We start from the raw sequence: 24,171 nt of genomic DNA, 5'->3' as shown, positions 1-24,171 counted from the left end.
CCCTCCACACGGGGGTATGAAGAACCGAAACCAAATTAAATATTTGGCACTGACATTCATCAACACACTATTGAGTTCTCAAAGAACACACGCACGCACTTCAGTGTCTGGACTAAACCAGATCTTCAGTGGGGCAGGTTTTCCAGCTTAACCGTCCAGTGGCTCAGAGTCAAACTCCGCTCTTCGGCCGGTCGTGCCAGGCGCTCATCGTACAACCTCGTTGTCCCTGGTCCCTCCGGCTCGGCGTTTCCGCCTCGCTCCGGGCCCCTGGTCGGTGTCCGTGTCGCTCTGACGTTGAATAAGTTACGCGGCGGGGAACGCTACGTCAAATCGCCACTTCGGCACGGAATATTCGCTGGTCAGGGGCCCGGAAACGGGCGATCCGGAGGGCTCAGGAGATCAACTGTGACCCAGCACACCAAGATCAATTAGCCGGACCCCGCCGGACGCCCGCGAAGTTCCGCTTCCCACGACGCAGTACGAGCCACTGACCGTGCAGGTAATCGCCGTTTTCCGGGGTCCATTCCAGGTCCTTGACCCGTTCGTTGTTCACCGACGCCCCACCTTCGTTCACGGTTCGCCGGGCCGCGCCGCGGCTCTCGCACAGCCCGGCGGCGACCAAGAGGTCGACGATCGTGTCCTGGCCCGGTACGACCTCGGCGACCTCGCCCTCGCCAGCGGCTTCGCGCAGCGCCGCGGCGAGCGTCGGCTCGTCGAGATCCCGCAGTTCGGCGCGCCCGAACAGGGCCTGGCTGGCGAGCTGGACGGCCTGGGTGTTCGCCGAGCCGTGCACCAGCGTGGTCATCTCGGCCGCCAGCCGGCGCTGGGCCTCCCGGGCGTGGGGTCGTTCCGCCGTCGCCACCTCCAGTTCCGCCAGTTCGTCGCGGTCGAGGAAGGTGAACCAGCGCAGGTAGCGGACGACATCGGCGTCGGCGGTGTTCACGAAGTACTGGTACCAGGCATAGGGGCTGGTGAGTTCCGGATCGAGCCAGAGACTGCCGCCGCCGGTGGACTTACCGAACTTCTTGCCGTCCGCCGCGGTGACCAGCGGAACCGTCAGGGCATGGACGGCCGCCCCGTCGACGCGCCGGTTGAGCTCGACACCCGCGATGATGTTGCCCCACTGATCGGAGCCACCGACCTGCAGCACGCAATCGTGCGTGCGCCGTAGCTGCAGGTAGTCGTTGGCCTGCAGGAGCATGTAGCTGAACTCCGTGTAGGAGATTCCTTCCCCCTCCAGGCGCCGTTTGACGGTGTCCCGGGCGAGCATCACGTTGACCGAGAAGTGCTTGCCGATATCGCGCAGGAAATCCACGGCACTGAGCGGGCCCGTCCAGTCCATGTTGTTCACGATGAGGGCGCCGGTCGGGGAATCGTCCAGGTCTACGAATCGCTCGAGCTGCGAGCGGATCCGCTCGGCCCAGGCGGCGACGGTATCGGCGGAGTTCATCGAGCGCTCGCCGACCTCGCGGGGATCGCCGATCAACCCGGTGGCGCCGCCGGCCAGGACGATCGGACGATGCCCGGCCCGCTGGAATCGTTTCAGCGCCAGCAGGGGCACCAGATGGCCCGCGTGCAGGCTGGCGGCGGTGGGATCGAAACCGGCATAGAGATTGCGCGGACCCTGGGCCAGCGCCTCCCGGAGCGCGTCGAGGTCGGTGGACTGCGCGATGAGACCGCGCCAGGTCAGTTCGTCGATGATGTCGCTGCTCACGGGTTCATCTTCGCGTACCACCGCAATCGGATATCGGGCGGTGCGGTGGTTCACGGGCGTGAGCGGCGGAGGTCCCCACCGGCCGGGTTCAGGCCGGCTTCTCGGTGCGCGGAGCCCGCGGGCTGCGGCGATAGGCGGAAACGGACCGGGAGTCCCGCAGCCAGAGTCGCCACGGGCGGTCGGCCTCGGCGCTGACCCCGACTCGTGGCCCGGCCGCGATACGGGAGGGATCGGCGGGCGGGCCGAGTTCCAATCGGATCCCGGAGTCCGGAGCGAAGAGATCGGTGCCGTAGTCGTCCAGCCCGATCCCGAGGGCGCTGCCCAGGTTGCCCGGGCCCCGGGCCAAATCCTCGTCTCCGCGGGCGGCCGGGCGCCGGGCGCGCGCGACGTCATGCCCGGCCACGATCTCCGCCGACCGCAGGAGCACACCGGAGGCCACACCGTCCGGCCCGCTGATGATGTTCGCGCAGGTGTGCATGCCGTAGCTGAGGTAGACGTACAGCTTGCCCGGCGGACCGAACATCGCCGCGTTACGCGGCGTGCGGCCGCGTCCGGAATGGGCGGCCGGATCGTGCCAGGGACCGGCGGGGTCGCCGCCGTATGCCTCGACTTCGACTATGTAGGCGGCCACCGGCCCGGATCGCAGGGTCGCGCCGAGCAACCGCTGGGCGGCGGTCAAGGGGTCAACAGCCAGGTCCTCGGCACTCACCCGTGGATTGTCGCAATCGGTGTGCGGAGCCGGCATCGGGGCCGGATCTCGGCCGCTGTCCGAGCTCGCCCGCTGCGAACCTGATGCCCGACAAGCCTGGTTGACGCACGTTTCGGCCGGCGGTCTTGCACCGCCCGGCGCGACGGCGAATAATTCACCACACGATGAATTCACCACCGGATGAATAGGGGCGGAGCATGTCCGTTACCGGCACACCGGACGCGGTGGAGGTGCGAGGCCTCACCGTTCGTCGCGGGAAACGGGAAGTACTGCACGATATTTCGCTGCGCATTCCCCGCGGATCGATTACCGGACTGTTGGGACCGTCGGGATGCGGGAAGACCACGCTGATGCGCAGCATCGTGGGCACCCAGGTGGTGGCCGCCGGGGAGGTCACGGTGCTCGGGTCCCCGGCGGGCAGTGCCCGCCTGCGCCGGCGGATCGGTTACGTGACGCAGGCGCCGAGCATCTACGGGGATATCAGCGTCCGTGACAATGTCGCGTACTTCGCCGCGCTCTACGGCATGAGCGGGTCAGGCCCGGAGGCGGTAGCGAAGCGTCACCACGCAGGGCCCCCGCTCATGCCCCATCGACACGGCATGAGCGGGTCAGGCCCGGAGGATGCAGCGCAGGACAACCACCCAGGGCCGTCGCTCAGGTTCAGAAGGCACCGCGGGGTTCGGGATGCCGTCGACGCGGCACTCGGTGCCGTCGGGCTGCTGGATCACCAGAGCCAGCGCGGGGACGAACTGTCCGGCGGGCAACGCACACGGGCCTCGCTGGCCTGCGCCCTGGTCGCCGCACCCGAACTGCTGGTGCTGGACGAACCGACAGTCGGCCTCGACCCTGTTCTGCGCGTCGAGCTGTGGAAACAGTTCCGGGAGCTGGCGGCCGGCGGGACGACCCTGGTGGTGTCGAGTCACGTGATGGATGAGGCCGAACACTGCGACCGGCTGGTGCTCATGCGGGAAGGTCACCTCCTGGCCGAGCTGAGCCCTGACGAACTCCGCGAACGCACCGGCGAACAGAACCTCGAACAGGCTTTCCTCACCCTCATCACAATGGGAGCCCCGGCATGAGCGGGTCAGACCCGGATGCGGTAGCGCAGCGTCACCACGCAGGGCCCTCACACATGCCCCATCGACACAGCATGAGTGGGTCAGGCCCGGAAGAGGCAACGAAGCATCACTACGCAGGGCCCCGCCCATATCCCGAGGACACGACGACATGAACGACGGAACAGAGACCGCGGCCCCGGGGCATCCCGCACCGGCGCACACTGTGTCCGCAGGTAGCGGGCCCCGGCCGCTCATGCCTTATCTGGCGACCACCGGCCGGATTCTGCGTCAACTGCGCAACGATCACCGCACCGTGGCGATGATCGTGGTGGTTCCGGCGCTACTGATGACGCTGCTGTATTTCATCTATCAGGATGTGCCGGCCACACCGCAGCAGCCGGTGCGCCTGTTCGACCGGGTCGGGATCAGCATGCTCGGGATCCTGCCGTTCATCGTGATGTTCCTGATCACCGCGATCGCCATGCAACGCGAACGCACCTCCGGAACTCTCGAGCGGCTGCTCACCACTCCGCTGAGCAAACTCGATCTGATCGGCGGGTACGGGACCGCGTTCTCGCTGGCTGCCGCCGTGCAGGCGGCAGTGGCCTGTCTGGTCTCGTTCGGCCTACTCGGCTTGGACGCAGCCGGTAACCCGTTGTGGGTGGTCCTCATCGCGATGGTCGATGCGGTCCTGGGGGTCGCGCTGGGTCTGTTGTGCAGCGCGTTCGCGCGGACCGAGTTCCAGGCGGTGCAGTTCATGCCGGTGGTGGCGGCGCCGCAGATCTTCCTGTGCGGGCTGCTGGTGCCGCGGGAGCAACTGCCGGATTGGCTGGAGGTGATCAGTAACATGATGCCGCTGAGCTACGCGGTGGACGCCCTGCACGAGGTATCGGTGCATGCCGAACCCACCGGGCTGATGTGGCGGGATCTGGCGATCGTGACCGGGTTCGCGGCGGTGGCGTTGTGCCTGGGCGCGGCGACGCTGCGGCGCCGGACCGAATGATGACGGGCGATGCGCGCCCGTCCCGGTCCGGCCGCCGCCCCGGCACGTCCGGCACGCGGGATGCGATCCTGGCTGCCGCCCGGGAGCGGTTCGCGCAGACCGGTTTCGACAAGACCTCGATCCGGGCGGTGGCGGCGGACGCAGGGGTCGATCCGGCGCTGGTCCACCACTATTTCGGGACGAAACAGCAGTTGTTCGCCGCGGTGGTGGAGTTGCCGATCGATCCGGAAATCGTGCTGCGGCAGGTCGACGCCACACCGCTGGACCGGATCGGCGAGACCATCGTGCGCGCGGTGGTGGGTCTGTGGGATTCTCCGGCCGGCGCCGGGGCGGTGGCCTTGGTGCGCAGTCTGGTCGCCGGTGGGGATGTCTCGCTGGTCCGGGATTTTCTGCTATCGGTGATCCTGGAGCGGGTCCGGCGCCGGATCGCGACCGATAACGACGACGGCAGGCTGCGGGTGGCGCTGGCGGCCTCGCAGATCGTAGGAGTGGTGATCACCCGCAAGATCGTGCAACTGCAGCCCGTCACCGACCTGCCGTTGGACCGGGTAGTCGCCGCCGTGGGGCCCACGGTGCAGCGCTACCTCACCGGTGACCTGGATGCGGGCTCAGCGCATCACCCCGAGCCCTGACCGCTGGGCTACTCGCCGAACTGGTTCGCGAAGTCGGCGTGCTCGGTATCGGAGACCGCGCGAGCTTCGTCGGCGAGCAGCACGGGGATGCCGTTGTCGATCGGGTAGGCCAGGCGCAGCCGCGGGTTGTACAGCACATCGGCGCCGTCGCCGGTGCGGACCAGGTGCAACTGCCCTTTGTCCTGCGGGCAGGCCAGCAGGCTGAGCAGGGTGGGGTCCAGGATGGTGTGCTCCGACATGGGGATCAAACTACCGGTCGGTGAAACGAGATATACCGGTGGCCGAAGTAGGTACCGGCCGCGACGCCGCCCATGACCACCACCGCGGCCGGTGCGCGGGGGAAGCCGAGCACGGTGACGGCGAGTTCGAGCAGGAGGGCGTTGGCCGCCAATCCGCCGCAATTCACCAGGGCGAATCCCAGGAAGTCGCGGACGATCCGGCCCCGCACACGGAACACGAGGTACCGGTGCAGGAGGAACGCGATACCGATACCGGTCACGTAGGCGGCGGCGACTCCCGCCGACGGCGGTACCGAATCGCCGAGGACGGCCAGCCAGGCGACGGTGAGGCCGATACCCATCACGGTGTTGACGACACCGACGACCGCGAAGGCGAATTCCTGCCGGCGCACCAGCCGGAACAGCAACCGCGCCGCGCCGCCGCGGGTGTCGAGGCCGGCAGTGTTCCCGCTACCCGCCGGGCGAAGCTCCCCGCCACTCTGGCGGTCGGTGCTGTGGGTGGCCTCGTAGCTCGCGGTCCGGGTGGGGTCTCTTGTCATGACCGGACGGCCACCAGATCCGGTTTCCCGGCACCCGGCTGCACGGGCGGGATGCGGCAACGGCGACCGCGCCGGTAGGCCACCTGGAGCAGAACCAGGCCGAGTAGTCCCGCCACGGGCGTCGCACCGCCTATCTTCCATCCCGGCGGCCGCCAGGTGAGTGCGAACCTGCCCTCCCACAGCGAGCGTCCGGCCATCACCACCCACAACGGCGCGTACTGGGCTTCGGTGTCGTCGGTGTAGAAATGCCGGGAGTTCGCCGGCCGCACCGCGAGGTAGGCAGCGATCACCCCGGCCACGCATATCAGCCTCCACCGGAGCACATCCCGCCGATTATCGGCTCGACCATCCGCCACGGGTCCCAGACCCTACCGCCCGCGACCCGGCCGGCGGCTGTAACGACGCATATCGGATCTGTCCGCGCGGCGCCCAGTACACCTGCTAGAGTTCGCATTTCTCGGGCTCACCAGCGTCATCGAGACCCGGCACGCGTTATCCTCCGTCGAAAGTCGATCTCGCCAATGCCGTTTTCGCCCAGGTACGTTTCCGCTCCGGACACCCGCCGGCCCACCACAGCCGGCCCCGCACCGTTCCGCTCCCCGGGCCCGCTGTGGTCCGACGCCGACACCGCGCACCCGCTCGCGGACACCGATTCGCCCGAAGTGTGCGGGCTTTCGGTCGTCGTCCCGGTCTACCGTGGCGAACAGACCGTCGCGGGGCTGGTACGAGAACTGACCGAACTATCCGTGCCCACCACCACCCCGAGCGGACTGCGCTTCCGGGTGGACGAGATCGTGCTGGTGCACGATTGCGGGCCGGATCGGTCCGATCTCGTTCTGCAACGGCTACGCCGGGAGAACCCGCTGGTGCGGGTGATCTGGTTGAGCCGCAACTACGGTCAGGACGCCGCCACCATCGCCGGGATGGCCGCCGCCCGGGGCCGCTGGATCGTCACCATGGACGAGGACGGCCAGCACGATCCGGCCTGTCTCGCCGAATTCCTGGACACCGCCCACCGGCAGCGGGCAGATCTGGTGTACTCCCGGCCCGTCAACGCCCGCCCGCACGGCCCCGTACGCAATATCACTTCCCGCGGCGCGAAACTCGTCCTGGCCACACTGTTCGCCTTCCCCGCCTCGACCCGGTTCGAGAGTTTCCGGCTGATCCGCGGCGATATCGGGCGCCGGCTCGCCGAGGTCGCCGCCAACGGTGCGTATCTCGATGTGGCGCTGACCTGGGTGGTCGGCCGGACCGCGACGGCGCCGGTGCGGTTGCGCAGCGAGGGCCGGGCCGAATCGGGCTACAACTACCGGCGGCTGTTCTCCTTGTTCTGGAAAATGGTGCTGTGCACCGGAACCCGCGGACTGCGGCTGGTGAGCCTGCTCGGGGTGACGCTGGCGCTGGCCGGGACGATCCTGGCCGCCGTGATCATCTATTCCGCGGTGACCAGCGGCGGCGACAACCCCGAGGGCTGGGCGTCGATTATCGTCGTGCTCCTGCTGTGCTCGGGTGCGCTGCTGTTCTCGCTGGGGCTCATCGCCGAATATCTCGGCGTGGTCCTGCACATCTTGGTGGGTAAACCGCTGTACCTGACCATCGAATCACCCACCCCCCGGCCGCCGGCCGATACCGCGCAACCTCTCGTTCGTCCACGCGCCGAGGTCGCAGCCGGATGAGCGGGTCAGGCCCGGAGGCGGTAGCGGAGCGTCACCACGCAGGGCCCCCGCTCATCCGAAATGGACACAGCATGAGCGGGTCAGGCCCGGAGGAGGTCAGCGACCGGATCATTTTCAGCCGGCCCTACCGGTCCGCGGCCGAACTGGCCAATGTGGCGGCGGTCCTCGACTCCGACCACTGTCACGGTGACGGGCCGTTCACCGCCGCCGCCACGGCGAAACTCGCCGAGATCACCGGCGCGCCGCATGTTCTGCTCACCACCTCGTGCACGCATGCGCTGGAACTGTCCGCGCTGCTGCTCGAACTCGGCCCCGGCGATGAGGTGATCGTGCCGAGTTTCGCCTTCACCTCCGCCGCCACCGCTTTCGCCGTGCACGGCGCGACCTGCGTTTTCGTCGATATCGACAGCACGACCGGCAATATCGATCCCGCGGCCGCCGCCGCTGCGATCACCGACCACACCAAAGCGATTGTGGTGATGCACTATGGCGGTGTCGCGGCCGATATGGCCGCACTCGGCGACCTGGCCCGCGGCCACGGCCTGGCTCTCATCGAGGACAACGCCCACGGTCTCGGCGGAACCTGGCGGGGCCGGGCCCTGGGCACCCTCGGAACACTGGGTACCCAGAGTTTCCACGACACCAAGAACGTGCACTGCGGCGAGGGCGGCGCCCTGCTGCTCTCCGACGAGATCCTGATGGGCCGGGCCGAGATCATCCGGGAAAAGGGCACCGACCGGGCGCGTTTCCTCCGCGGTCAGGTGGACAAGTACTCGTGGCAGGACATCGGGTCCAGCTATCTGCCCAGCGAACTCAATGCGGCGGTACTCGACGCGCAACTCGCCGAATTCCACTCGATCCAGCAGGCCCGGCACCGCGTCTGGCACACCTACGCGGCCGGACTCGCGCCGTGGGCGGCGAGCCAGGGGGTCGAGCCGATGTCCGTTCCGGCGGACCGCCGGCATACCGCGCACCTGTTCTATCTCCGGATGCCGTGTGAGGACACCCGCGACGCACTCATCCGGCATCTCGCCGCCCGCGGCATTGTGGCGCCGTTCCATTACGTGCCGCTGGATTCCAGCGCCGCCGGGCTCAAATACGGGCGCACGCCGGTCCCGTGCACCCGCAGCGCCCGGTTCGCGGCGACCATTGTGCGACTCCCGCTGTGGCCGATGCTCACCCCCGCCCAGCTCGACCGGGTCGTCGAGGCGGTCACCGAATTCCGCTGCTGAAGCCGGGGCCCAGGTGACCGACCGGCGTCAGGTGAGCAGTCCGAACGAACCCGCCTCGGTGAGCTCCTCGTAGCTCTCCGAATCCGGGTTGTAGAACCAGGTGCCCGGTCCAGGGCGGGGCGCGAAGATCTCCCGTACCGCGTGCGCCGAGGGCCGGAAGGACGGGCTGCGGGGAATATCGTCGACGACGTACACCAGGTCGGGACGCTGCCCCGGCGGCAATGAGCGCAGCGCCTCGGTCACCTCGACAGGCCCGAGTTCGAGACCGGCGCGCACACTCACCGCCGCCACCGCGAGGATCCGGTCCCGGGCCGGCAGCGCGTAGGCGACCTCCATATCGACGGCGGCGATATCGTTGAGCACATCCACGATCGGCTGGGTGAACACCGGGCCCCGGCGGGTCCGGATCACCGAATCGATGCGGTCGACGAGCCAGTAGTCACCGTCGCTGTCGCGGCGGAACAGGTTCTCGGTGGGCAGCCAGGAATCCTCCGGATCGAAGACGCCCCGCAAACCGCCGCGGGACAGGTCCACCCCCGCCCCGGCGGAACCGATCAGCAGGCCCACTTCGTTGTCCGCGCAGCGCCGGGCGAAACCGTTGTCATCGACCATGACCTGCCCGGACACCGGGTCGAACGCCACCAGTTCGACGCGCGCGGTACCGGGTACGGGGCGGCCCTTGCAGCCGAACTTCACCCCGGGCACATTCGCCAGCACCACATCGCCCTCGATCGAGGCATAGAATTCGAGGACCCGGGCCGGCGCGAACTGTTCCATGGTCCGCCGCCACAGCCCGGCGGGCATTCCGGAGCCGATGAACAACCGGATCGGATGCGGATACCCGGCGGGGAAGACTTCGGCGTCGAGAATATCGCGCAGCATCGTCCAGGTGTAGGTCACCACCGTGACCCCGTACCGGTGCACTTCCTCGGCGAACTGCGCCGGATCCAGCGACCGGGTCAGCGCGATCCGGCTCCCGCCGGCGACGGCCCCGCCCAGGCTCACCAGCAGACCGGACGAATGGTGCAGCGGGGCCAGGCAGTACACCGTGTCCTTGTGGTCCAGATCGGCGGCCGACGCGGTCCCGAACGCCGACAGCGCCCAGCGGTGGTTGGTGATGTATTTGATATCGAGCCGCTCGCCGGTACCCGCGACCAGGATGAACGCCAGCTCACGCGCCCGGCCGGGATCCGGCCGGTACCAGCCCGGTATCCGCACCCGCTCGGGATCGATCTGTTCCAGGTCGACGAGGTCGGTGCCGTCGGGTACCGCGAGACCGCGCGCGTCACCACCGCCCAGGACGAGCACGCGGGCGCCGGTCGCGACGGCATGCCGCACATTTTCCGGATCCGACACCAGGATCGACGTCCCGGTCTGCTCCAGCGCGCTGATCAGGTCGCTCTCGGGCGCCAGCAGGACCGCGACCGCCCCGATCCGGGACAGCGCCGCCACCGTGGCCAGCGCGCTGGGCCGCGTCTCCATCACCACACCGACCCGGGTGGCCGGCCGGACCCCGACCGAGAGCAGCCCGCGCACCACATTGTCGATCCGGGCCTCGACCGCCGCGTTGGTGTGCACGCGATCGTCGAACAGGAAGCATTCCCCGTTGGGCGAACGCCGCGCTTGTTCGGCCATGAGCCGGCTGAGGGAGATCCGGGTATCGGACTGGATCGTGCCGAGCCGGGTGAGCCGGGGTAGTGTCCGCGCCGCGCCCTCGACGACGCCGACGGAGCCGAGCACTGTATTCGCGGCTACTTTTTCCAGGGTCCGGCCGACTCCCGCCCCGGCCTCGACCAGTGCCGCAGCGGTGTAGACCGCCCGGAGCAGCGCGGTCCGCGGCGCACTCGCCGGGACCTCGTCGGACATGGGCACGATCTCCTCCGGCAGCGGGTTGCTGCCCTCGGTCCAGCCGACCCAGTCACGGACCCGGGGCCAGGTGGCCCTGGTCGCCATCGAACCGGCCACCAAACCGAAATGCCCTGATACCACGGTCGATTCGTAGACCTCGGCCCGCGGCGCGGCGCGGACGATACCGCGCACCGCCGCCGGCTGCCCGATTTCGTCGACCTCGCCGACGAACGCCAGAATGGGGCATTTCAGATCGGCCAGCGAGATCGGCTGATCGCGGATGACGAAACCGCCGAGCATCATCCGGTTGTGGACGACGAACTGTTTGAGCAGATCGGCCGCCGCGGGGCCCGCGTAACCGACCCAGCCCTCGTTGCTCAGGAACCGCCGCTGGCGTTCCTTGGGCAGCAGCGCCTCCCGATCGTGCAGCTGGCGCAGGAAATCGATCCGGGCCTTCGCGGTTTTCACCGGGTCCAGCAGCTGGAACCCGATCCGCACCATCCGGTCGGTGATCGGTAACCGGGGTATCACGTGATCGGCGGCGAAGTCCACCAGATCCGTCACCGCGGCGTGCGGCAGCCCGAGAGGCATCCCGGCGACGATATCCACCGGACTGCCGAAGGTGACGATGCTCGCGATCCCTTTTCCGGACCGGAAAGCGGCGGCCTGGTAAGCGAACATCCCGCCCTGCGAATACCCCATGAGATGGACGGGGCGCCCGGTGGCCGCGCAGACGGTGTCGATGGCGCTGTGCACGGCCAGCACATGATCGGCCAGGTCCCGTTGCCAGCCGCCCTCCTCGGTCGAGGGGGAGCCGAAATCGATGACCCAGCAATCGATTCCGCCGCGGTGCAGAATTCCCACCGCACCGTCGTCACCGTTCACATCCCAGATATCGGCGCTCACCATCAGCGGTGGCACCAGCAGCACCACGGGGCCGGAGACGGCCTCGTCGGGAAAATAGTGCCGCAACCGGTACATGGGGCGGCGCTCGGCGATCTCGAACGGCGAGGCGTCGGTATCGCGTCCGAGACCCCCGAAGCGGATGACCTCGAGACCGTTCTGCGCGGTGGCCATCACCCGCTGCGCCGATCCCGCCAAACCTCGCACACTCAACTTCACGTTCCACTCCCAGCCCTACCAGTGGCGTGGCCCACCTCACAAACCACGAGGTACGCACCAAAGCCTGCCATATCGCACCCCGGACCGGCGGCCCGTTGTGACATCTACATCATGTACCCGCCACCTCGACGGACCCGCACGCCCGCGCCGATAGGGTGGGGATCGTGACCGATACGACCCCCACGCCGACCTCCTCGCGCCCGCCGGCCGCGGCCGACCGGGAATCCCTCCCGGTGGAGCTCGTGGACGCGGCCGGCAATACGGTCGGTTCGTGCCCGGTCGCCGACGCCCACCGCGCACCCGGCGCCCCGCACCGGGCGTTCTCGGTCCTGATCTTCGACAGTGCGGGCCGCACACTGCTACAGCAGCGCGCGTTCGGTAAGACCCGGTTCCCGGCGCGCTGGTCCAACACCTGCTGCGGTCATCCGGCGCCGGGCCACCCGGTCGACGAGGCGGCGCGGATCCGGTTGATCGAGGAAATGGGATTACGGATCCCGCTGACCGAGGTCGGGGTGTACCGCTACCGCGCCGAAGATCCCCGCACCGGTTACGTCGAGCACGAATGGGATCACGTGCTGGTGGGTTCGTTCGACGGCACCGATCCGGCCCCCGACCCCGCCGAGGTCGCCGCGTACCGCTGGATGCGCCCGGCCGACCTGCGCCGGCGGATGCGGGACGCACCCGATGAGTTCAGTCCGTGGTTCGCCGGCGTGCTCGAGGTCGCCACGGCCCACATCCTCGGCCGCTGACCGCCGCACCTTCGCTGCGCGAGCTCTTGCCGCACTCCTTGTGGTTCTTGTGACGGATAAGAAGCAGAGAAATCGTTAGATGCGCATATCTACGTAGGAGCACACCTCTATCGCGTAGCCGGAGCCGCTCGGTCGATCAACGAGGTCGTGGCCCGGGCGTCAACACCGTATTCGCACCAGAAAGCGCGGGCGCGCGCTGGTGCGTCGACATACTCCGGAGCGACTGCGAAACACGTGGGCGGACCGCGTCGACGATCAGCCGGGGCCGGATACGTTTGCGCGGATCAGCGCAGCCATGCCCGGATTTCGTCGGCGGCCTCCCGGACCTCCGCGAGCTGTTCGCGCACCCGCTCCCCCGCCGTACCGCCGCGGGCGTTGCGCGAGGCGACCGAACCGGCCACCGTCAGCACCTCCCGCACCTCCGGGGTGAGGGCGGGATCGATTGCCGCGAATTCGGCGTCGGTCAGCTCGTCGAGCCCGACTCCCCGCGCCTCCGCGGCCCGGACGCAGGCGCCGGCCGCTTCGTGCCCGACCCGGAACGGCACGCCGCGGCGCACCATCCACTCCGCGATATCGGTCGCGAGAGTGAATCCGGCGGGAGCGAGCTCGGCCATCCGGTCGGTATGGAAGGTCAGAGTGGAGACGAGCCCGGCAATCGCGGGGAGCAGCAGTTCCAGCTGAGCCACCGAATCGAACAGGGGTTCCTTGTCCTCCTGCAGATCCCGGTTGTAGGCGAGGGGCTGGGCCTTCAGGGTGGCGAGCAGGCCGGTGAGATTGCCGATCAACCGGCCGGCCTTACCGCGGGTCAGTTCCGAAACGTCCGGGTTCTTTTTCTGCGGCATGATCGATGACCCGGTCGACCAGGCATCGGCCAGCGTGATGTAACCGAACTCCGGGGTGCTCCAGAGGATGACCTCCTCGGCCATCCGGCTCAGGTCGACCCCGATCATCGCCAGCACGAACGCCGCCTCGGCCGCGAAATCGCGCGACGATGTGGCGTCGATGGAGTTGGCCGCGGCGGCGGTGAAATCCAGGTCCGCGGCGATCGCCTCGGGGTCGAGGCCGAGCGAGGATCCGGCCAATGCACCCGAACCGTAAGGGGACACGGCCGCTCGTTTGTCGAAATCACGCAGCCGGTCGATATCGCGCAGCAGGGGGTGGGCGTGGGCGAGGAGATGGTGCGCCAGGAGGACGGGCTGGGCGGCCTGGAGATGTGTTTTACCGGGCATCACCGCGTCGGGGTGGGCGGCGGCCTGGTCGGTCAGCGCATCCACGACGGTGACCAGACCGGCGGCAATCCGCCGGATCGCGTCGCGCAGCCACATCCGGAACAGTGTGGCGACCTGGTCGTTGCGGGAACGTCCGGCCCGTAACCGGCCGCCGAGTTCGGCACCGACGCGTTCGATGAGACCGCGCTCCAGCGCGCCGTGCACGTCTTCGTCCGATTCGGCAGCGATGAAGGCGCCCGATTCGACATCCGCGGCCAGCTGGTCGAGGCCGGCGAGCATATCGGTCAGATCCGTCTCCGACAGCAGCCCGGCCTTGTTCAGCACGCGGGCATGCGCTTTGGACGCCCGGATGTCGTAGGGCGCCAGCGCCCAGTCGAACTGGGTCGATTTGCTCAGCGCCGCCATCGCCTCGGCGGGACCGGAGGCGAACCGCCCGCCCCACAACGCGCCCTCGTTGGTGCCCACTGTCTCTCCCACGTCTCGATATGCCGGTCGGGCTTGCCGCCCCTACCGTATTGGACCTGTGTGTCGTCGCTCGTCAGGCCCGGCCCGTCGAGTTGCCGGCCGCGTGGCGTATGCAGTCGGCACCCAGCGCCGGACCACCATTCGCTTCGCCGGCACCGACAGTTGCCGGGTTTCGAAGCCGTCGGTGCGCCGCAGACCCGCGGTGCACGCAAGGAGCCACGCCCGCGAGCGCGTCGGCGCCGCTGCCCCGGAAGGCTGCCCGGCGTCTCGCCCGATGTATCCGCGAGGACCGCCCGGGCGCCGTTCCGGGCGACCGGGCGTGACGACTCCTACTTCTGGTTGAGATCGCGTTTGGCGGCGACCTTCGAGGACAGGCCGTGGATCTGCACGAAACCCTTCGCGAGCGACTGGTCGAAGGTATCGCCCTCGTCGTAGGTCGCCAGGTTGAAGTCGTAGAGCGACTGGTCGCTGCGCCGGCCGTTGACCACGACATTGCCGCCGTGCAGCACCATGCGGATATCGCCCGTGACGTGCTGCTGGGTCTCGGCGACGAACGCGTCCAGCGCGCGCTTGAGCGGAGAGAACCACAGACCGTCGTAGGCCAGCTCGCCCCAGCGCTGTTCGACCTGCCGCTTGTACCGGCCCAGTTCCCGCTCGAGGGTGACGCTCTCCAGGGCCCGGTGCGCGGTGATCAGCGCGATGGCGCCGGGTGCCTCGTAGATCTCGCGGCTCTTGATGCCGACGAGCCGGTCCTCGACCATATCCAGCCGGCCGACACCCTGGCGGCCCGCGCGCTTGTTCAGTTCGACGATCGCCTCGAGCACGCTCACCTGGCGGCCGTCGATGGCCACCGGGACACCGCGGTCGAAGGTGACGATGAGCTCGTCGGGCGCTTCGAAGTTGACGGTCGGGTCGGTGGTGTAGTCGTAGACGTCCTTGGTGGGCGCGTTCCACAGATCCTCGAGGAATCCGGTCTCGACGGCCCGGCCCCAGACGTTCTGGTCGATGGAGAACGGCGATTTCTTGGTGACGTTGATCGGGAGCTTGTTTTCCTCGGCGAAGGCGATGGCCTTCTCCCGTGTCCACGCGTAGTCGCGGACAGGGGCGATCACGTTCAGATCGGGGGCCAGCGCGCCGATGCCGACCTCGAACCGGACCTGGTCGTTGCCCTTACCGGTGCAGCCGTGGGCGACGGTGGAGGCGCCGTGGAATTTCGCGGCCTCGACCAGGTGCTTGACGATGAGCGGGCGGCTGATCGCCGATACCAGCGGGTATTCGGCCTGATAGAGGGCATTGGCCTGGATGGTGGGCAGGCAGTACTCGTCGGCGAACTCGTCCCGGGCGTCGACGACGACCGCTTCGACGGCGCCGCAGTCCAGGGCGCGCTGGCGCACCACGTTCATATCCTCGCCGCCCTGCCCCAGGTCGATGGCCACGGCCACGACCTCGGCGCCGGTCTCCTTGCCGATCCAGCTGATGGCCACGGAGGTGTCCAGCCCACCGGAGTAGGCGAGTACGACGCGATCGGACATGTTCTGGTGCTCCCTCGAATGTGTGCGTAGGTCTGCGGTTGTTTCGGGTCTGCGGTCGTGGGGCCGGACAACCGATATCCAGCAGTATGCTGACCCGTTGCCGGTTCGGCTCGCGCCGCCGTTGCAAATGATTATGCACGATGGTGCAATCTCATTCATAACCGGGGTTCACACCGGCTGCTACCTGCGTCGATATCACCACGGTCGACCATCCAGCTCGGTAACGACACCTTGGCCACCCGCCCCAGGCGTGAGACGCTGGTCACATCCCGAAGGCGCAACGGCAAGGGAGGAGAAGACCGTGCAGACACTGCAGCAATGGGCGCAGGACAACTACGAGACAATCGGCTTCATCGTCGTCACGCTGGGCAACACCGCCCTGAAGCTGGGCGTGATGGGCATCGAACTCGCCACACCGTTCCTGCAGGAACTGGTGAACAACCACTGACCCCGGCGACACCGGAGGAATCGCCGGACTCGCTCCGGAGCGACTATCTTGTGGCAGATGCGACCACTCCGCAACGCTGCCCTGAGCGTAGCCCTCGAGGGCTCGACCCGGGCCGGCAGCAGGTTTACGCTCAGAGCCGAACGAGGCCCGGCCGGTGGACATCGTCGCCCCGAATCACCGCAGACCCTGGGATGACGTCTTACCTGTCACGCCGAACGCTTCTCCGTGCCGCCGGCGGCGCATTCGCAGCAACCGTCGCCGGTACCTCCGGGGGAATCGCCGGCCTCTCCCTACTCCACGGCCGGGCACAGGCGGCTGTCACCGATCCGGCGCTGCTTTCCGCCCTGGAAGCCGCATCGCTGCTACAAGCCGGGCAGCTGCACCCCCGGGAGCTACTGGACGCCTGTCTGCGACGCAGCAGCGAGTTCGACGGGCCCATCAATTCCTGGGTGCGCACCTACCCGGAGCTGGCTTATCAGCAGGCGGATGAAGCGGCGCAACGACTGGCCGGCGGGAACGCCCCGCTACTGTGCGGAGTGCCGATCGCGCTCAAAGACCTGTTCTCGGTGCAGGGTCTGCCGGTCACCGCGTCCAGCCGGGTGCTGGCCGGCAATATCGCGTCCGGAACCGCCACAGCCTGGCAGCGATTGCGCGACCAGGGCGCCGTCCTGCTCGGGCACACCCACACCGATGAATTCGCGTTCGGCACAGTCACCCCGCAGGTCGGCAACCCGTGGGACACCACGGCGATCGCGGGCGGATCCTCGGGCGGAAGCGCCGCGGCCCTCGCGGCCCGCTTCGTTCCGCTGGCCCTGGGCACCGACACCGGCGGATCCCTGCGGATCCCGGCATCCCGTACCGGGGTGAGCGCGATCAAGCCGACGTTCGGCCGGGTCAGCAGGTACGGCGTTATTCCGAACGACCTGTCCCGAGACCATGTGGGGGCGATGGGCCGCAGCCTCGCCGATGCTGCGCTGGTGCTGTCGGCAATGGCCGGGCCGGATCTCGCTGATCCGGCCACGTCGGTCGCCGGTCCCATGGCCGGTTACCCCGCGTCCGTCTCCGGCCGAGCAAAACCGCTCACCGGCAAGATCTTCGGTGTGGACCGAGACACGACGAACCGGCTTCCAGCCGCACTCGGCATCCTGATGTCGAACTTTCTCGACCTGATCACGCACCTCGGCGGGCAACTGCGCGATATCGCCATGCCCCGGCTGCCCGCCTATACCGCGGACGTTCTGGGACCGGGGCAGTATCACCGGCAGTTCGCGGGCCGTCTCCCGCTCTACCAACCGGCGACAGCCGCCACAGTCGGCCTGTGCATCGCCGGTGCGTCCGCGCCGATCAAGGACTATGTCGCAATCACGGTCGAGCGCGCCCGGTTCGCGCACGACTACAACCGGCTTTTCGCCGACCGCGCACTCGATGCCGTCATCGTGCCCGCCGCGGTGACGGACCGGCAGCCTCGCGCCACTGCCCTACTCGCGCAGCTCGCGACCGATACGCCGATGACCTGGGCCAACTATGCCGGTGCCCCCGTGATCGCGCTACCGGCCGGCCGCTCCGCCGAGACCGGCCTGCCATTCGGGGTGCAGCTCGGCGGGATCCCCTGGTCGGACAACGACCTCATCACCATAGGACTGGAACTGCAGGCCGCCGAGCCCCTCTGGAAGGATGAGCCCGCCCTGCGCCCCGGTCCCCGGGAGCTACCGCATACCGGTCCGGCGACGCCCGGACCGGGATCCGACCCCACCAATACCGTTGTCGCCCCGGCGCCGGTCCCGTTCGCTCCGACGACCGCCACCCACTGACCGGGCGGCGACGACACCGGCCGGAGGCCGGCGTTCCCCGGTCAGGCGAGGTTCTCGATCTTCCCGGCCAGTTCCGCTCCGGTGAGCGGTTCGCGGGCGATCACCGCGATGGTGTCGTCGCCGGCGATGGTGCCGACAATATAGGGCAGTGCGGCCCGGTCCAGGGCGCTGGCCAGGAAGTGAGCCGCGCCCGGTGGGGTGCGCAGGACCGCGATATTGCCGCTGGAATCGGTGGAGACCAGGAGATCGCCGAGGAGTTTTGCGAGCCGGCCGGTGCCGCCGGTGACGCCGCGGACCGGGCTGCCGTCTTCGGGGACCACATACACACCGGCCCCGCCGTCGGCCGCGCGGAGTTTGACCGCGCCGAGTTCGTCCAGGTCGCGGGAGAGCGTGGCCTGGGTGGTTTCGATTCCCTCGGCGGCGAGCAGGTTGGCCAGTTCGGTCTGGCTGCGGACCGGATGCGACGCCAGGAGCGCGATGATCCGCGACTGCCGTCCGGCTCGGGTGGCGGCCGTGAGCGGGCCGGTGGAATGCGTTCTGGCCTCACTCATCGTCGCGGGGTGCCCGCCTGGTCCAGTAGCCAGACCAGCAGGGCTTTCTGGGCGTGCAGGCGATTTTCCGCCTCGTCCCAGACCACGCTCTGCTTTCCGTCGAGAACCTGGTTGGTGATCTCCTCACCGCGATGGGCGGGCAGGCAGTGCAGGACGATGGCGTCGGACGCGGCCCCGGCCAGCAGTCCGGCATTCACCTGATAGGGGCGGAAGGGCGCGACCCGGTCCAGGCCGTCACTTTCCTGCCCCATGGAGGTCCAGGTGTCGGTGACCAGGACATCGGCGCGTGACGCCCCGGTATACGGGTCGTCGGTGACAGTGACACTGCCGCCGGTTTCCGCGGCGCGGGCCTGCGCGGCAGCGAGCACGGCCCGGGCCGGCTGGAACCCTGACGGGGCGGCGATCCGTACGTGCATCCCGGCGGTGACGCCGCCGAGCAGCAGCGATTGCGCCATATTATTGGCGCCGTCCCCGAAATACGCCAGGACCATGCCTTTCGGGTCGCCTTTGTGTTCGGTGATCGTCTGCAGATCCGCCAGCACCTGACAGGGATGGAAATCGTCGGACAGCGCGTTCACCACCGGAACCGTTGCGGTGGCGGCCATCTCCTCGAGACGCCGCTGCCCGAAGGTGCGCCAGACGATCGCCTCGACATAGCGCGACAGCACCCGACCGGTATCGGCGAGTGTTTCGTCGCGGCCGAGCTGGGTGGTCTGCCCGTCGACCACCACCGCGTGCCCGCCCAGCTGGGCGATACCGAGCTCGAAGGAGAACCTGGTGCGGGTGGAGTTCTTGTCGAAGATCACCCCCACACCCCGCGGACCCTCGAGCGGGCGGCGGGCGAACGGGTTCTTCTTCAGTTCGGCGGCCAGAGCCAGCACCTCGGCCTGTTCGCCGGGCGTCAGATCGTCGTCGCGCAGGAAATGCCGGACGGCGGTCATCCACAGTCTCCTTTCGGCATGACCGGGAGCGCTACGTGGTTACGCTGCGCTACCTCCTCCGCGCTTGACCCGATCATGCGGTGTCCTTTCGGCATGATCGGGAGCGCTACGTGGTTACGCTGCGCTACCTCCTCCGCGCTTGACCCGATCATGCCGGGGCTCCTTTCGTCTCGGCCAGCACCTCGTCCAGGATCACCGGCAGGTCCAGCACCAGGTTGTCGGCCTGGGTTTCGGTGAGTACCAGCGGCGGAGCCAACCGGATGACATCGGGTTTGGCGGGGTTCACCAGATATCCGGCCGCCCGGGCGCGGGCTTCGACCTGCGGCGCCACCGGATGGGTGAGGCCGATACCGATCAGCAGACCCGCGCCGCGCACCTCGGCGATCAGCGGATGTTCCAGAACCGCGATGCCGTCGCTGAGCCGTTTGCCGACCGATTCGACATGGTCCAGCAAGCCTTCCTCGGCGATGGTCCGCAGCACGGCCAGTGCCGCGGCGGCACTCACCGGGTTACCGCCGAAGGTGGTGCCGTGCATCCCGGGAGTGAACAGATCCGCGGCGGGACCGGTGGCCAGGACCGCGCCGATCGGCAGACCCGCACCCAGTCCTTTGGCCAGCGTCATCACGTCGGGGGTGATCCCGAATGCCTGGTGCGCGTACATCTTCCCGGTCCGGCCGATACCGGTCTGCACTTCGTCCAGGATCAGCAGGGCACCGTGCCGGGCCGTGATCTCCCGGGCCCGCACCAGGTAGTCCATCGGCGGGACCACCACACCGCTCTCCCCCAGCATCGGTTCCAGGAACACCGCGGCGGTATCGGAATCCACCGCGCGCTCCAGCATCGCCGCATCACCGTAGGGCACATGCACCACACCGGGCGGCATCGGCTCGAACGGCGCGCGCTTCGACGGCTGGCCGGTGAGGGCGAGCGCGCCCATGGTCCGGCCGTGGAACGCCTCGTCGCACGCGATGATCTTGCGGCGCCCGGTGAGCCGGGCCAGTTTGAACGCGGCCTCGTTGGCCTCCGTACCGGAGTTACAGAAGAACGCGCGGCCGCCGCCGTCACCGAAATGGCCCAGCAGGGATTCGGCGAGTTCGATCACCGGTTCGCTGCCGTACAGGTTCGAGACATGGCCGAGCGTCCCGAGCTGGTCCATGACGGCACCGAGGACCGCCTGGTGGGCGTGGCCGAGGCTGTTGACCGCGATCCCGCCCACGAAGTCGAGATAGCGGTTACCGTCCGCGTCGTACACGACCGCGCCGCTGCCCCGGGTCAGGACGACCTCCGGGGTGGCGTAGTTGCGCATCATCACATTCGACCACCGTTGCCGCAATTGCGCAGTGTTCATGCTCTGACTCCGTTTTCCTCGTCCGCCGCCGGTGTGACCATCGTGCCGATACCTTCGCCCGTGAACAGTTCCAGCAATACCGAATGGGGTACGCGACCGTCGATGACATGCGCACTCGGGACCCCGCCCCGGACCGCACGCAGGCATGCCTCCATTTTGGGGACCATCCCCGAATCCAGCGAGGGCAGCAGGTGGGCCAGTGCGTCGGTGTCGATCACACTGGTCAGCGAGGACCGGTCGGGCCAATCGGTGTAGAGGCCCTCGACATCGGTGAGGACCACCAGTTTCTCCGCGCCGATCCCTTCCGCCAGGGCGGCGGCGGCCGTATCGGCGTTGATGTTGTGTACCACGCCGTCGGCGTCCGGGGCGATGGTCGAGACGACCGGGATCCGGCCCGCGCCGATGAGGTCGAGTACCGCGTCCGGGTGTACGTCGGTGACGTCACCGACCAGCCCGATATCGGTGGCCGCGCCGTCGATATCGACGGTGCGGCGGGTCGCGGTGAACAGCCGGGCGTCCTCGCCGGAGATGCCGACGGCATACGGTCCGTGCGCGTTGATCAACCCGACCAGTTCCCGCCCGACCTGACCGAACAGCACCATCCGCACCACATCCATCACCTCGGGTGTGGTGACCCGGAAACCGCCGCGGAATTCGCCGGTGAGCCCGAGCCGTTTCAGCATGGCCGAGATCTGCGGGCCACCGCCGTGCACGACCACCGGATGCACTCCGACGGTGCGCAGGAAGGCCATATCGGCGGCGAACGCGCGTTTGAGGCCGTCGTCGATCATGGCGTTACCGCCGTATTTGACGACGACGATCTTGTCGCGGAACTTCTGCAGCCAGGGCAGCGCGCCCGCCAGGATATGGGCCTTGTCCAGCGCGGACAGGTCGTGGATCGCTTCGGTCATGAGCTGTAGGCCGAGTTCTCTTCGACGTAACCGTAGGACAGGTCGGTGGTGCGGACGGTGGCGGTGCCGTCGCCGAGCCGCAGATCCACCACGACCGCGATATCGGGACCGGACAGGTCGACATCGCGCGCGCCCGGGGCGCCGGTGCCGTCGATACAGACCGGGGCGCCGTTGAACGATACCGAGATCAGGTCCGGGTCGAGGTCGATCGGTGCGGTGCCGACCGCGGCCAGCACCCGGCCCCAGTTCGGGTCGGATCCGAACATCGCGGTTTTGACCAGGCTGTCCCGGGCGATGATCCGGGCCGCGATGAGCGCGTCGTCCTCACTGTGTGCGCCCTGGACGGTGACCAGCACCCGCTTGGTGACGCCTTCCGCGTCGGCCATCAGCTGACCGGCCAGATCGTCACAGACCGCCAGCACCGCCGCGTCCAGCTCGTCCTGGCCGGGCGCGACCTCGCTGGCCCCGTTGGCCAGCAGCAGCACGGTGTCGTTGGTGGACATCGAACCGTCCACGTCGAGCCGGTCGAAGGTGAGCCGGGTGGCTTTGCGCAGGGCGCTGTCGAGCTGCTCGGCGGTGGCGACGGCATCGGTGGTGAGGACCACCAGCATGGTCGCCAGGGACGGCGCGAGCATGCCCGCACCTTTGGCCATACCACCCACATTCCATTTATCGGGATGGTGCAGCGAGGCTTCCTTCGGCACGGTGTCGGTGGTCATGATGGCGTGCGCCGCGTCCGTGCCGCCGGACATCCCGCCGCCCATCTCGTGCACGATCTCGGTGACCGCGGGAATGAGTTTGTCCATCGGCAACCGGTCCCCGATCAGGCCGGTGGAACAGACCGCGATCTCACCCGCCCCGGTTTCGGTACCCCAGTTGCTCAGCGCGGTGGCGAGTTCCTCGGCGGTGCGGTGGGTGTCCTGAAAACCCAGCGGGCCGGTGCAGGCGTTGGCGCCGCCGGAGTTCAGGATCACCGCGCGCAGCCGGCCCGATTTCAGTACCTGCTGCGACCACAGCACGGGAGCCGCCTTCACTTTGTTACTGGTGAAAACGCCGGCGGCGGCATAGTCGGGGCCCTCGTTGAACACGAGAGCGAGGTCGGGGTTGCCGCTGGCCTTGAGTCCGGCGGCGATCCCGGCCGCACGGAATCCGAGCGGGGCCGTCACGCCCTGATTGTGGACGAGGTTTCCGCTGCTGTCGGTGGTCACGGGGCCACTCCTACGGTGGACAGCCCGGCGGTCTCGTCGAGGCCGAGCGCGAGGTTCATGGACTGCACCGCGCCGCCCGCGGTGCCTTTGGTCAGGTTGTCGATCGCGCCGATCACCACCAGCTGGCCGGCGTCGGGGTCCACGGTCACCTGAAGGGTCACCGAGTTCGCGCCGAGCACCGCACCGGTCTGCGGCAGCACGCCCTCGGGGAGCAGGTGCACGAAAGGTTCGTCGGCATAAGCCTTTTCGTAGACAGCACGCGCCTGCGCGGCATCCACTCGCACCGGGGCGGTGCAGGTCGCCAGGATGCCGCGCGGCATGGGCGCGAGGACAGGTGTGAAGGAAACCCGCACCGAGGTTCCCGCGACGGCCGACAGATTCTGCGCGATCTCCGGGGTGTGCCGATGCGCGCCGGCCACACCGTAGGCGCGGGCCGAACCCATAACCTCCGAGCCGAGCAGACCCACATCCAGTTTCCGGCCCGCGCCCGAGGTTCCGCTGACGGCCACGACGTTCACCACCGGGTCGACGATTCCGGCCCCGATCGCCGGGGCCAGCGCGAGACTGGCGACGGTCGGATAGCACCCGGGCACTGCAATCCGGGTCGCCCCCCGCAGAGCGGCCCGGCCACCCGGCAGCTCCGGCAGCCCGTAGGGCCAGCTGCCCGCGTGCGGGCCACCGTAATAGCGGTCCCAGGCGGCGGGATCGGTGAGCCGGAAATCCGCGCCGCAGTCGATGATGACGGTCGATTCGGGCAGCTCGGCGGCCAGTTCAGCCGATTGGCCATGCGGCAGGCCGAGGAAGACGATGTCATGTCCGGCCAGCTCGGCCGCGGTGGTCGGGGCGAGGATCCGGTCGGCCAGCGGGAGCAGTTGCGGTTGCAGCGCGCCCAGCGCGGTCCCGGCGTTGTTGCCGGCGGTGAGCGCCCCGATCTCGAGGCGCCCCGCTCGGTACTCCGGATGCCCCAGCAACAGACGCAGCACTTCCCCGCCCGCGTAACCACTGGCACCGGCGACGGCCACGCGCAGCGGACCGTTCCGGTCGGGCATATCCGTGAGATCAGCCATGTGATGATTATGCACGACCATGCAAGCCCATTCATCGACGGGTTCGATCCCCACCACTCGGCACGACCCATCATTCCACCGAAACACCAGGCACTCGACCGATCGGCGGCACTGTCACCCAACGCGCCGCAAACAACTG

22 protein-coding genes are annotated in these 24,171 nt (G+C 68.5%); 8 read left to right on the top strand and 14 right to left on the bottom strand.

The genetic code is table 11. From position 1 onward, the window contains the following. Positions 1 to 424: 424 nt before the first annotated feature. Together tyrS and ACIA75_RS13625 are read right to left on the bottom strand one after the other, a co-directional pair. Positions 425 to 1,714 carry a tyrosine--tRNA ligase gene (gene tyrS / locus ACIA75_RS13630; RefSeq protein ID WP_397103397.1) on the bottom strand — a complete coding sequence of 430 codons (1,290 nt, stop codon included), beginning with the start codon at positions 1,712 to 1,714 and terminating at the stop codon, positions 425 to 427. A gap of 88 nt (positions 1,715 to 1,802) precedes the next feature. After that, a complete protein-coding gene (locus tag ACIA75_RS13625) occupies positions 1,803 to 2,423 on the bottom strand; it encodes a DNA-3-methyladenine glycosylase (protein ID WP_397103395.1) in 621 nt (206 codons plus the stop codon). Between the two features lie 197 nt (positions 2,424 to 2,620). On the opposite strand from ACIA75_RS13625, the gene ACIA75_RS13620 reads away from it, so the two are divergent. The 3 genes from ACIA75_RS13620 to ACIA75_RS13610 all read left to right on the top strand — a co-directional run bounded on the left by ACIA75_RS13620 (position 2,621) and on the right by ACIA75_RS13610 (position 5,116). Next, positions 2,621 to 3,502 (top strand): ABC transporter ATP-binding protein, encoded by an 882-nt coding sequence (locus tag ACIA75_RS13620; RefSeq protein WP_397103393.1) that lies wholly within the window; start codon positions 2,621 to 2,623, stop codon positions 3,500 to 3,502. A 232-nt stretch (positions 3,503 to 3,734) separates the two neighbouring features. Next, on the top strand, positions 3,735 to 4,484 hold the full coding sequence (locus ACIA75_RS13615) for an ABC transporter permease (RefSeq protein ID WP_397103516.1): 750 nt from the start codon (positions 3,735 to 3,737) through the stop codon (positions 4,482 to 4,484). Then, complete coding sequence (locus ACIA75_RS13610; protein WP_397103391.1) at positions 4,484 to 5,116, top strand: TetR family transcriptional regulator; 633 nt, start codon at positions 4,484 to 4,486, stop codon at positions 5,114 to 5,116. The genes ACIA75_RS13615 and ACIA75_RS13610 overlap by 1 nt, the downstream gene beginning before the upstream one ends. A gap of 8 nt (positions 5,117 to 5,124) precedes the next feature. Here the strand turns inward: ACIA75_RS13610 and ACIA75_RS13605 are convergent, their stop codons facing one another. Genes ACIA75_RS13605 through ACIA75_RS13595 form a run of 3 tightly spaced genes read right to left on the bottom strand, consistent with a single transcriptional unit; the run spans position 5,125 to position 6,193 of the window. Next, a complete protein-coding gene (locus ACIA75_RS13605; protein WP_397103389.1) occupies positions 5,125 to 5,355 on the bottom strand; it encodes a Trm112 family protein in 231 nt (76 codons plus the stop codon). A 5-nt stretch (positions 5,356 to 5,360) separates the two neighbouring features. Then, the gene (locus ACIA75_RS13600; protein ID WP_397103387.1) at positions 5,361 to 5,894 is read right to left on the bottom strand and encodes a GtrA family protein; all 534 of its coding nucleotides are present in this window, start codon (positions 5,892 to 5,894) and stop codon (positions 5,361 to 5,363) included. Next, positions 5,891 to 6,193 carry a hypothetical protein gene (locus ACIA75_RS13595; protein ID WP_397103385.1) on the bottom strand — a complete coding sequence of 101 codons (303 nt, stop codon included), beginning with the start codon at positions 6,191 to 6,193 and terminating at the stop codon, positions 5,891 to 5,893. The genes ACIA75_RS13600 and ACIA75_RS13595 overlap by 4 nt, the downstream gene beginning before the upstream one ends. 363 nt (positions 6,194 to 6,556) lie before the next feature. Between ACIA75_RS13595 and ACIA75_RS13590 the strand changes: the two genes are divergently transcribed. Both ACIA75_RS13590 and rffA read left to right on the top strand, forming a co-directional pair. After that, positions 6,557 to 7,570, top strand: coding sequence for a glycosyltransferase (locus ACIA75_RS13590; protein ID WP_397103514.1), 1,014 nt, complete (start codon positions 6,557 to 6,559; stop codon positions 7,568 to 7,570). A gap of 71 nt (positions 7,571 to 7,641) precedes the next feature. Next, a complete protein-coding gene (gene rffA / locus ACIA75_RS13585; protein WP_397103383.1) occupies positions 7,642 to 8,802 on the top strand; it encodes a dTDP-4-amino-4,6-dideoxygalactose transaminase in 1,161 nt (386 codons plus the stop codon). Positions 8,803 to 8,829: 27 nt separating this feature from the next. On the opposite strand, the gene ACIA75_RS13580 is transcribed toward rffA, so the two are convergent. Next, positions 8,830 to 11,772: an AMP-binding protein gene (locus tag ACIA75_RS13580; RefSeq protein ID WP_397103381.1), complete on the bottom strand. Its 2,943-nt coding sequence runs from the start codon at positions 11,770 to 11,772 to the stop codon at positions 8,830 to 8,832. 164 nt (positions 11,773 to 11,936) lie between these two features. Here ACIA75_RS13580 and idi point away from each other — a divergent pair, with 164 nt between their 5' ends. Continuing rightward, positions 11,937 to 12,521 (top strand): isopentenyl-diphosphate Delta-isomerase, encoded by a 585-nt coding sequence (gene idi, locus ACIA75_RS13575; RefSeq protein ID WP_397103379.1) that lies wholly within the window; start codon positions 11,937 to 11,939, stop codon positions 12,519 to 12,521. Between the two features lie 284 nt (positions 12,522 to 12,805). Here idi and argH read toward each other — a convergent pair whose 3' ends face one another. Beyond that, positions 12,806 to 14,215, bottom strand: a complete 1,410-nt coding sequence (argH, locus tag ACIA75_RS13570) for an argininosuccinate lyase (protein WP_397103377.1) — start codon at positions 14,213 to 14,215, stop codon at positions 12,806 to 12,808. Positions 14,216 to 14,544: 329 nt separating this feature from the next. Further along, positions 14,545 to 15,747, bottom strand: coding sequence for an argininosuccinate synthase (locus ACIA75_RS13565; RefSeq protein WP_397103375.1), 1,203 nt, complete (start codon positions 15,745 to 15,747; stop codon positions 14,545 to 14,547). A 301-nt stretch (positions 15,748 to 16,048) separates the two neighbouring features. Here ACIA75_RS13565 and ACIA75_RS13560 point away from each other — a divergent pair, with 301 nt between their 5' ends. Both ACIA75_RS13560 and ACIA75_RS13555 read left to right on the top strand, forming a co-directional pair. Then, complete coding sequence (locus ACIA75_RS13560) at positions 16,049 to 16,195, top strand: hypothetical protein (RefSeq protein WP_397103373.1); 147 nt, start codon at positions 16,049 to 16,051, stop codon at positions 16,193 to 16,195. A gap of 191 nt (positions 16,196 to 16,386) precedes the next feature. Continuing rightward, positions 16,387 to 18,006 carry an amidase gene (locus tag ACIA75_RS13555; protein WP_397103371.1) on the top strand — a complete coding sequence of 540 codons (1,620 nt, stop codon included), beginning with the start codon at positions 16,387 to 16,389 and terminating at the stop codon, positions 18,004 to 18,006. Between the two features lie 41 nt (positions 18,007 to 18,047). On the opposite strand, the gene ACIA75_RS13550 is transcribed toward ACIA75_RS13555, so the two are convergent. From ACIA75_RS13550 to argC, 6 genes are all read right to left on the bottom strand, one after another. Next, on the bottom strand, positions 18,048 to 18,557 hold the full coding sequence (locus ACIA75_RS13550; RefSeq protein WP_397103369.1) for an arginine repressor: 510 nt from the start codon (positions 18,555 to 18,557) through the stop codon (positions 18,048 to 18,050). Next, positions 18,554 to 19,498, bottom strand: coding sequence for an ornithine carbamoyltransferase (gene argF, locus ACIA75_RS13545; RefSeq protein ID WP_397103367.1), 945 nt, complete (start codon positions 19,496 to 19,498; stop codon positions 18,554 to 18,556). The genes ACIA75_RS13550 and argF overlap by 4 nt, the downstream gene beginning before the upstream one ends. 148 nt (positions 19,499 to 19,646) lie before the next feature. Beyond that, a complete protein-coding gene (locus ACIA75_RS13540; protein ID WP_397103365.1) occupies positions 19,647 to 20,846 on the bottom strand; it encodes an acetylornithine transaminase in 1,200 nt (399 codons plus the stop codon). After that, entirely contained in the window at positions 20,843 to 21,757 is a 915-nt protein-coding gene (argB, locus tag ACIA75_RS13535; protein WP_397103363.1) for an acetylglutamate kinase, read from the bottom strand. Before argB ends, ACIA75_RS13540 begins: the two co-directional genes overlap by 4 nt. Continuing rightward, a complete protein-coding gene (gene argJ / locus ACIA75_RS13530; protein ID WP_397103361.1) occupies positions 21,754 to 22,965 on the bottom strand; it encodes a bifunctional glutamate N-acetyltransferase/amino-acid acetyltransferase ArgJ in 1,212 nt (403 codons plus the stop codon). The genes argB and argJ overlap by 4 nt, the downstream gene beginning before the upstream one ends. Further along, positions 22,962 to 24,032 (bottom strand): N-acetyl-gamma-glutamyl-phosphate reductase, encoded by a 1,071-nt coding sequence (gene argC / locus ACIA75_RS13525; RefSeq protein WP_397103359.1) that lies wholly within the window; start codon positions 24,030 to 24,032, stop codon positions 22,962 to 22,964. The genes argJ and argC overlap by 4 nt, the downstream gene beginning before the upstream one ends. Positions 24,033 to 24,171: the final 139 nt, after the last annotated feature.

Source organism: Nocardia sp. NPDC051750 (assembly GCF_044453135.1).
GTDB lineage: Bacteria > Actinomycetota > Actinomycetes > Mycobacteriales > Mycobacteriaceae > Nocardia.
The sequence above is the reverse complement of the archived record's forward strand: the minus strand, read 5'-3'. Positions and strand labels throughout refer to the sequence as shown.

Excerpts from the sequence above, each read along its gene's own strand:
- ACIA75_RS13555 (WP_397103371.1), top strand. The coding sequence starts at position 16,387 with ATGACGTCTTACCTGTCACGCCGAACGCTTCTCCGTGCCGCCGGCGGC.
- rffA (WP_397103383.1), top strand. The coding sequence starts at position 7,642 with ATGAGCGGGTCAGGCCCGGAGGAGGTCAGCGACCGGATCATTTTCAGC.
- argB (WP_397103363.1), bottom strand. The coding sequence starts at position 21,757 with ATGACCGAAGCGATCCACGACCTGTCCGCGCTGGACAAGGCCCATATC.
- ACIA75_RS13550 (WP_397103369.1), bottom strand. The coding sequence starts at position 18,557 with ATGAGTGAGGCCAGAACGCATTCCACCGGCCCGCTCACGGCCGCCACC.
- ACIA75_RS13565 (WP_397103375.1), bottom strand. The coding sequence starts at position 15,747 with ATGTCCGATCGCGTCGTACTCGCCTACTCCGGTGGGCTGGACACCTCC.
- argF (WP_397103367.1), bottom strand. The coding sequence starts at position 19,498 with ATGACCGCCGTCCGGCATTTCCTGCGCGACGACGATCTGACGCCCGGC.
- argC (WP_397103359.1), bottom strand. The coding sequence starts at position 24,032 with ATGGCTGATCTCACGGATATGCCCGACCGGAACGGTCCGCTGCGCGTG.
- ACIA75_RS13615 (WP_397103516.1), top strand. The coding sequence starts at position 3,735 with ATGCCTTATCTGGCGACCACCGGCCGGATTCTGCGTCAACTGCGCAAC.
- ACIA75_RS13540 (WP_397103365.1), bottom strand. The coding sequence starts at position 20,846 with ATGAACACTGCGCAATTGCGGCAACGGTGGTCGAATGTGATGATGCGC.
- ACIA75_RS13610 (WP_397103391.1), top strand. The coding sequence starts at position 4,484 with ATGACGGGCGATGCGCGCCCGTCCCGGTCCGGCCGCCGCCCCGGCACG.
- ACIA75_RS13620 (WP_397103393.1), top strand. The coding sequence starts at position 2,621 with ATGTCCGTTACCGGCACACCGGACGCGGTGGAGGTGCGAGGCCTCACC.
- ACIA75_RS13600 (WP_397103387.1), bottom strand. The coding sequence starts at position 5,894 with ATGACAAGAGACCCCACCCGGACCGCGAGCTACGAGGCCACCCACAGC.
- ACIA75_RS13605 (WP_397103389.1), bottom strand. The coding sequence starts at position 5,355 with ATGTCGGAGCACACCATCCTGGACCCCACCCTGCTCAGCCTGCTGGCC.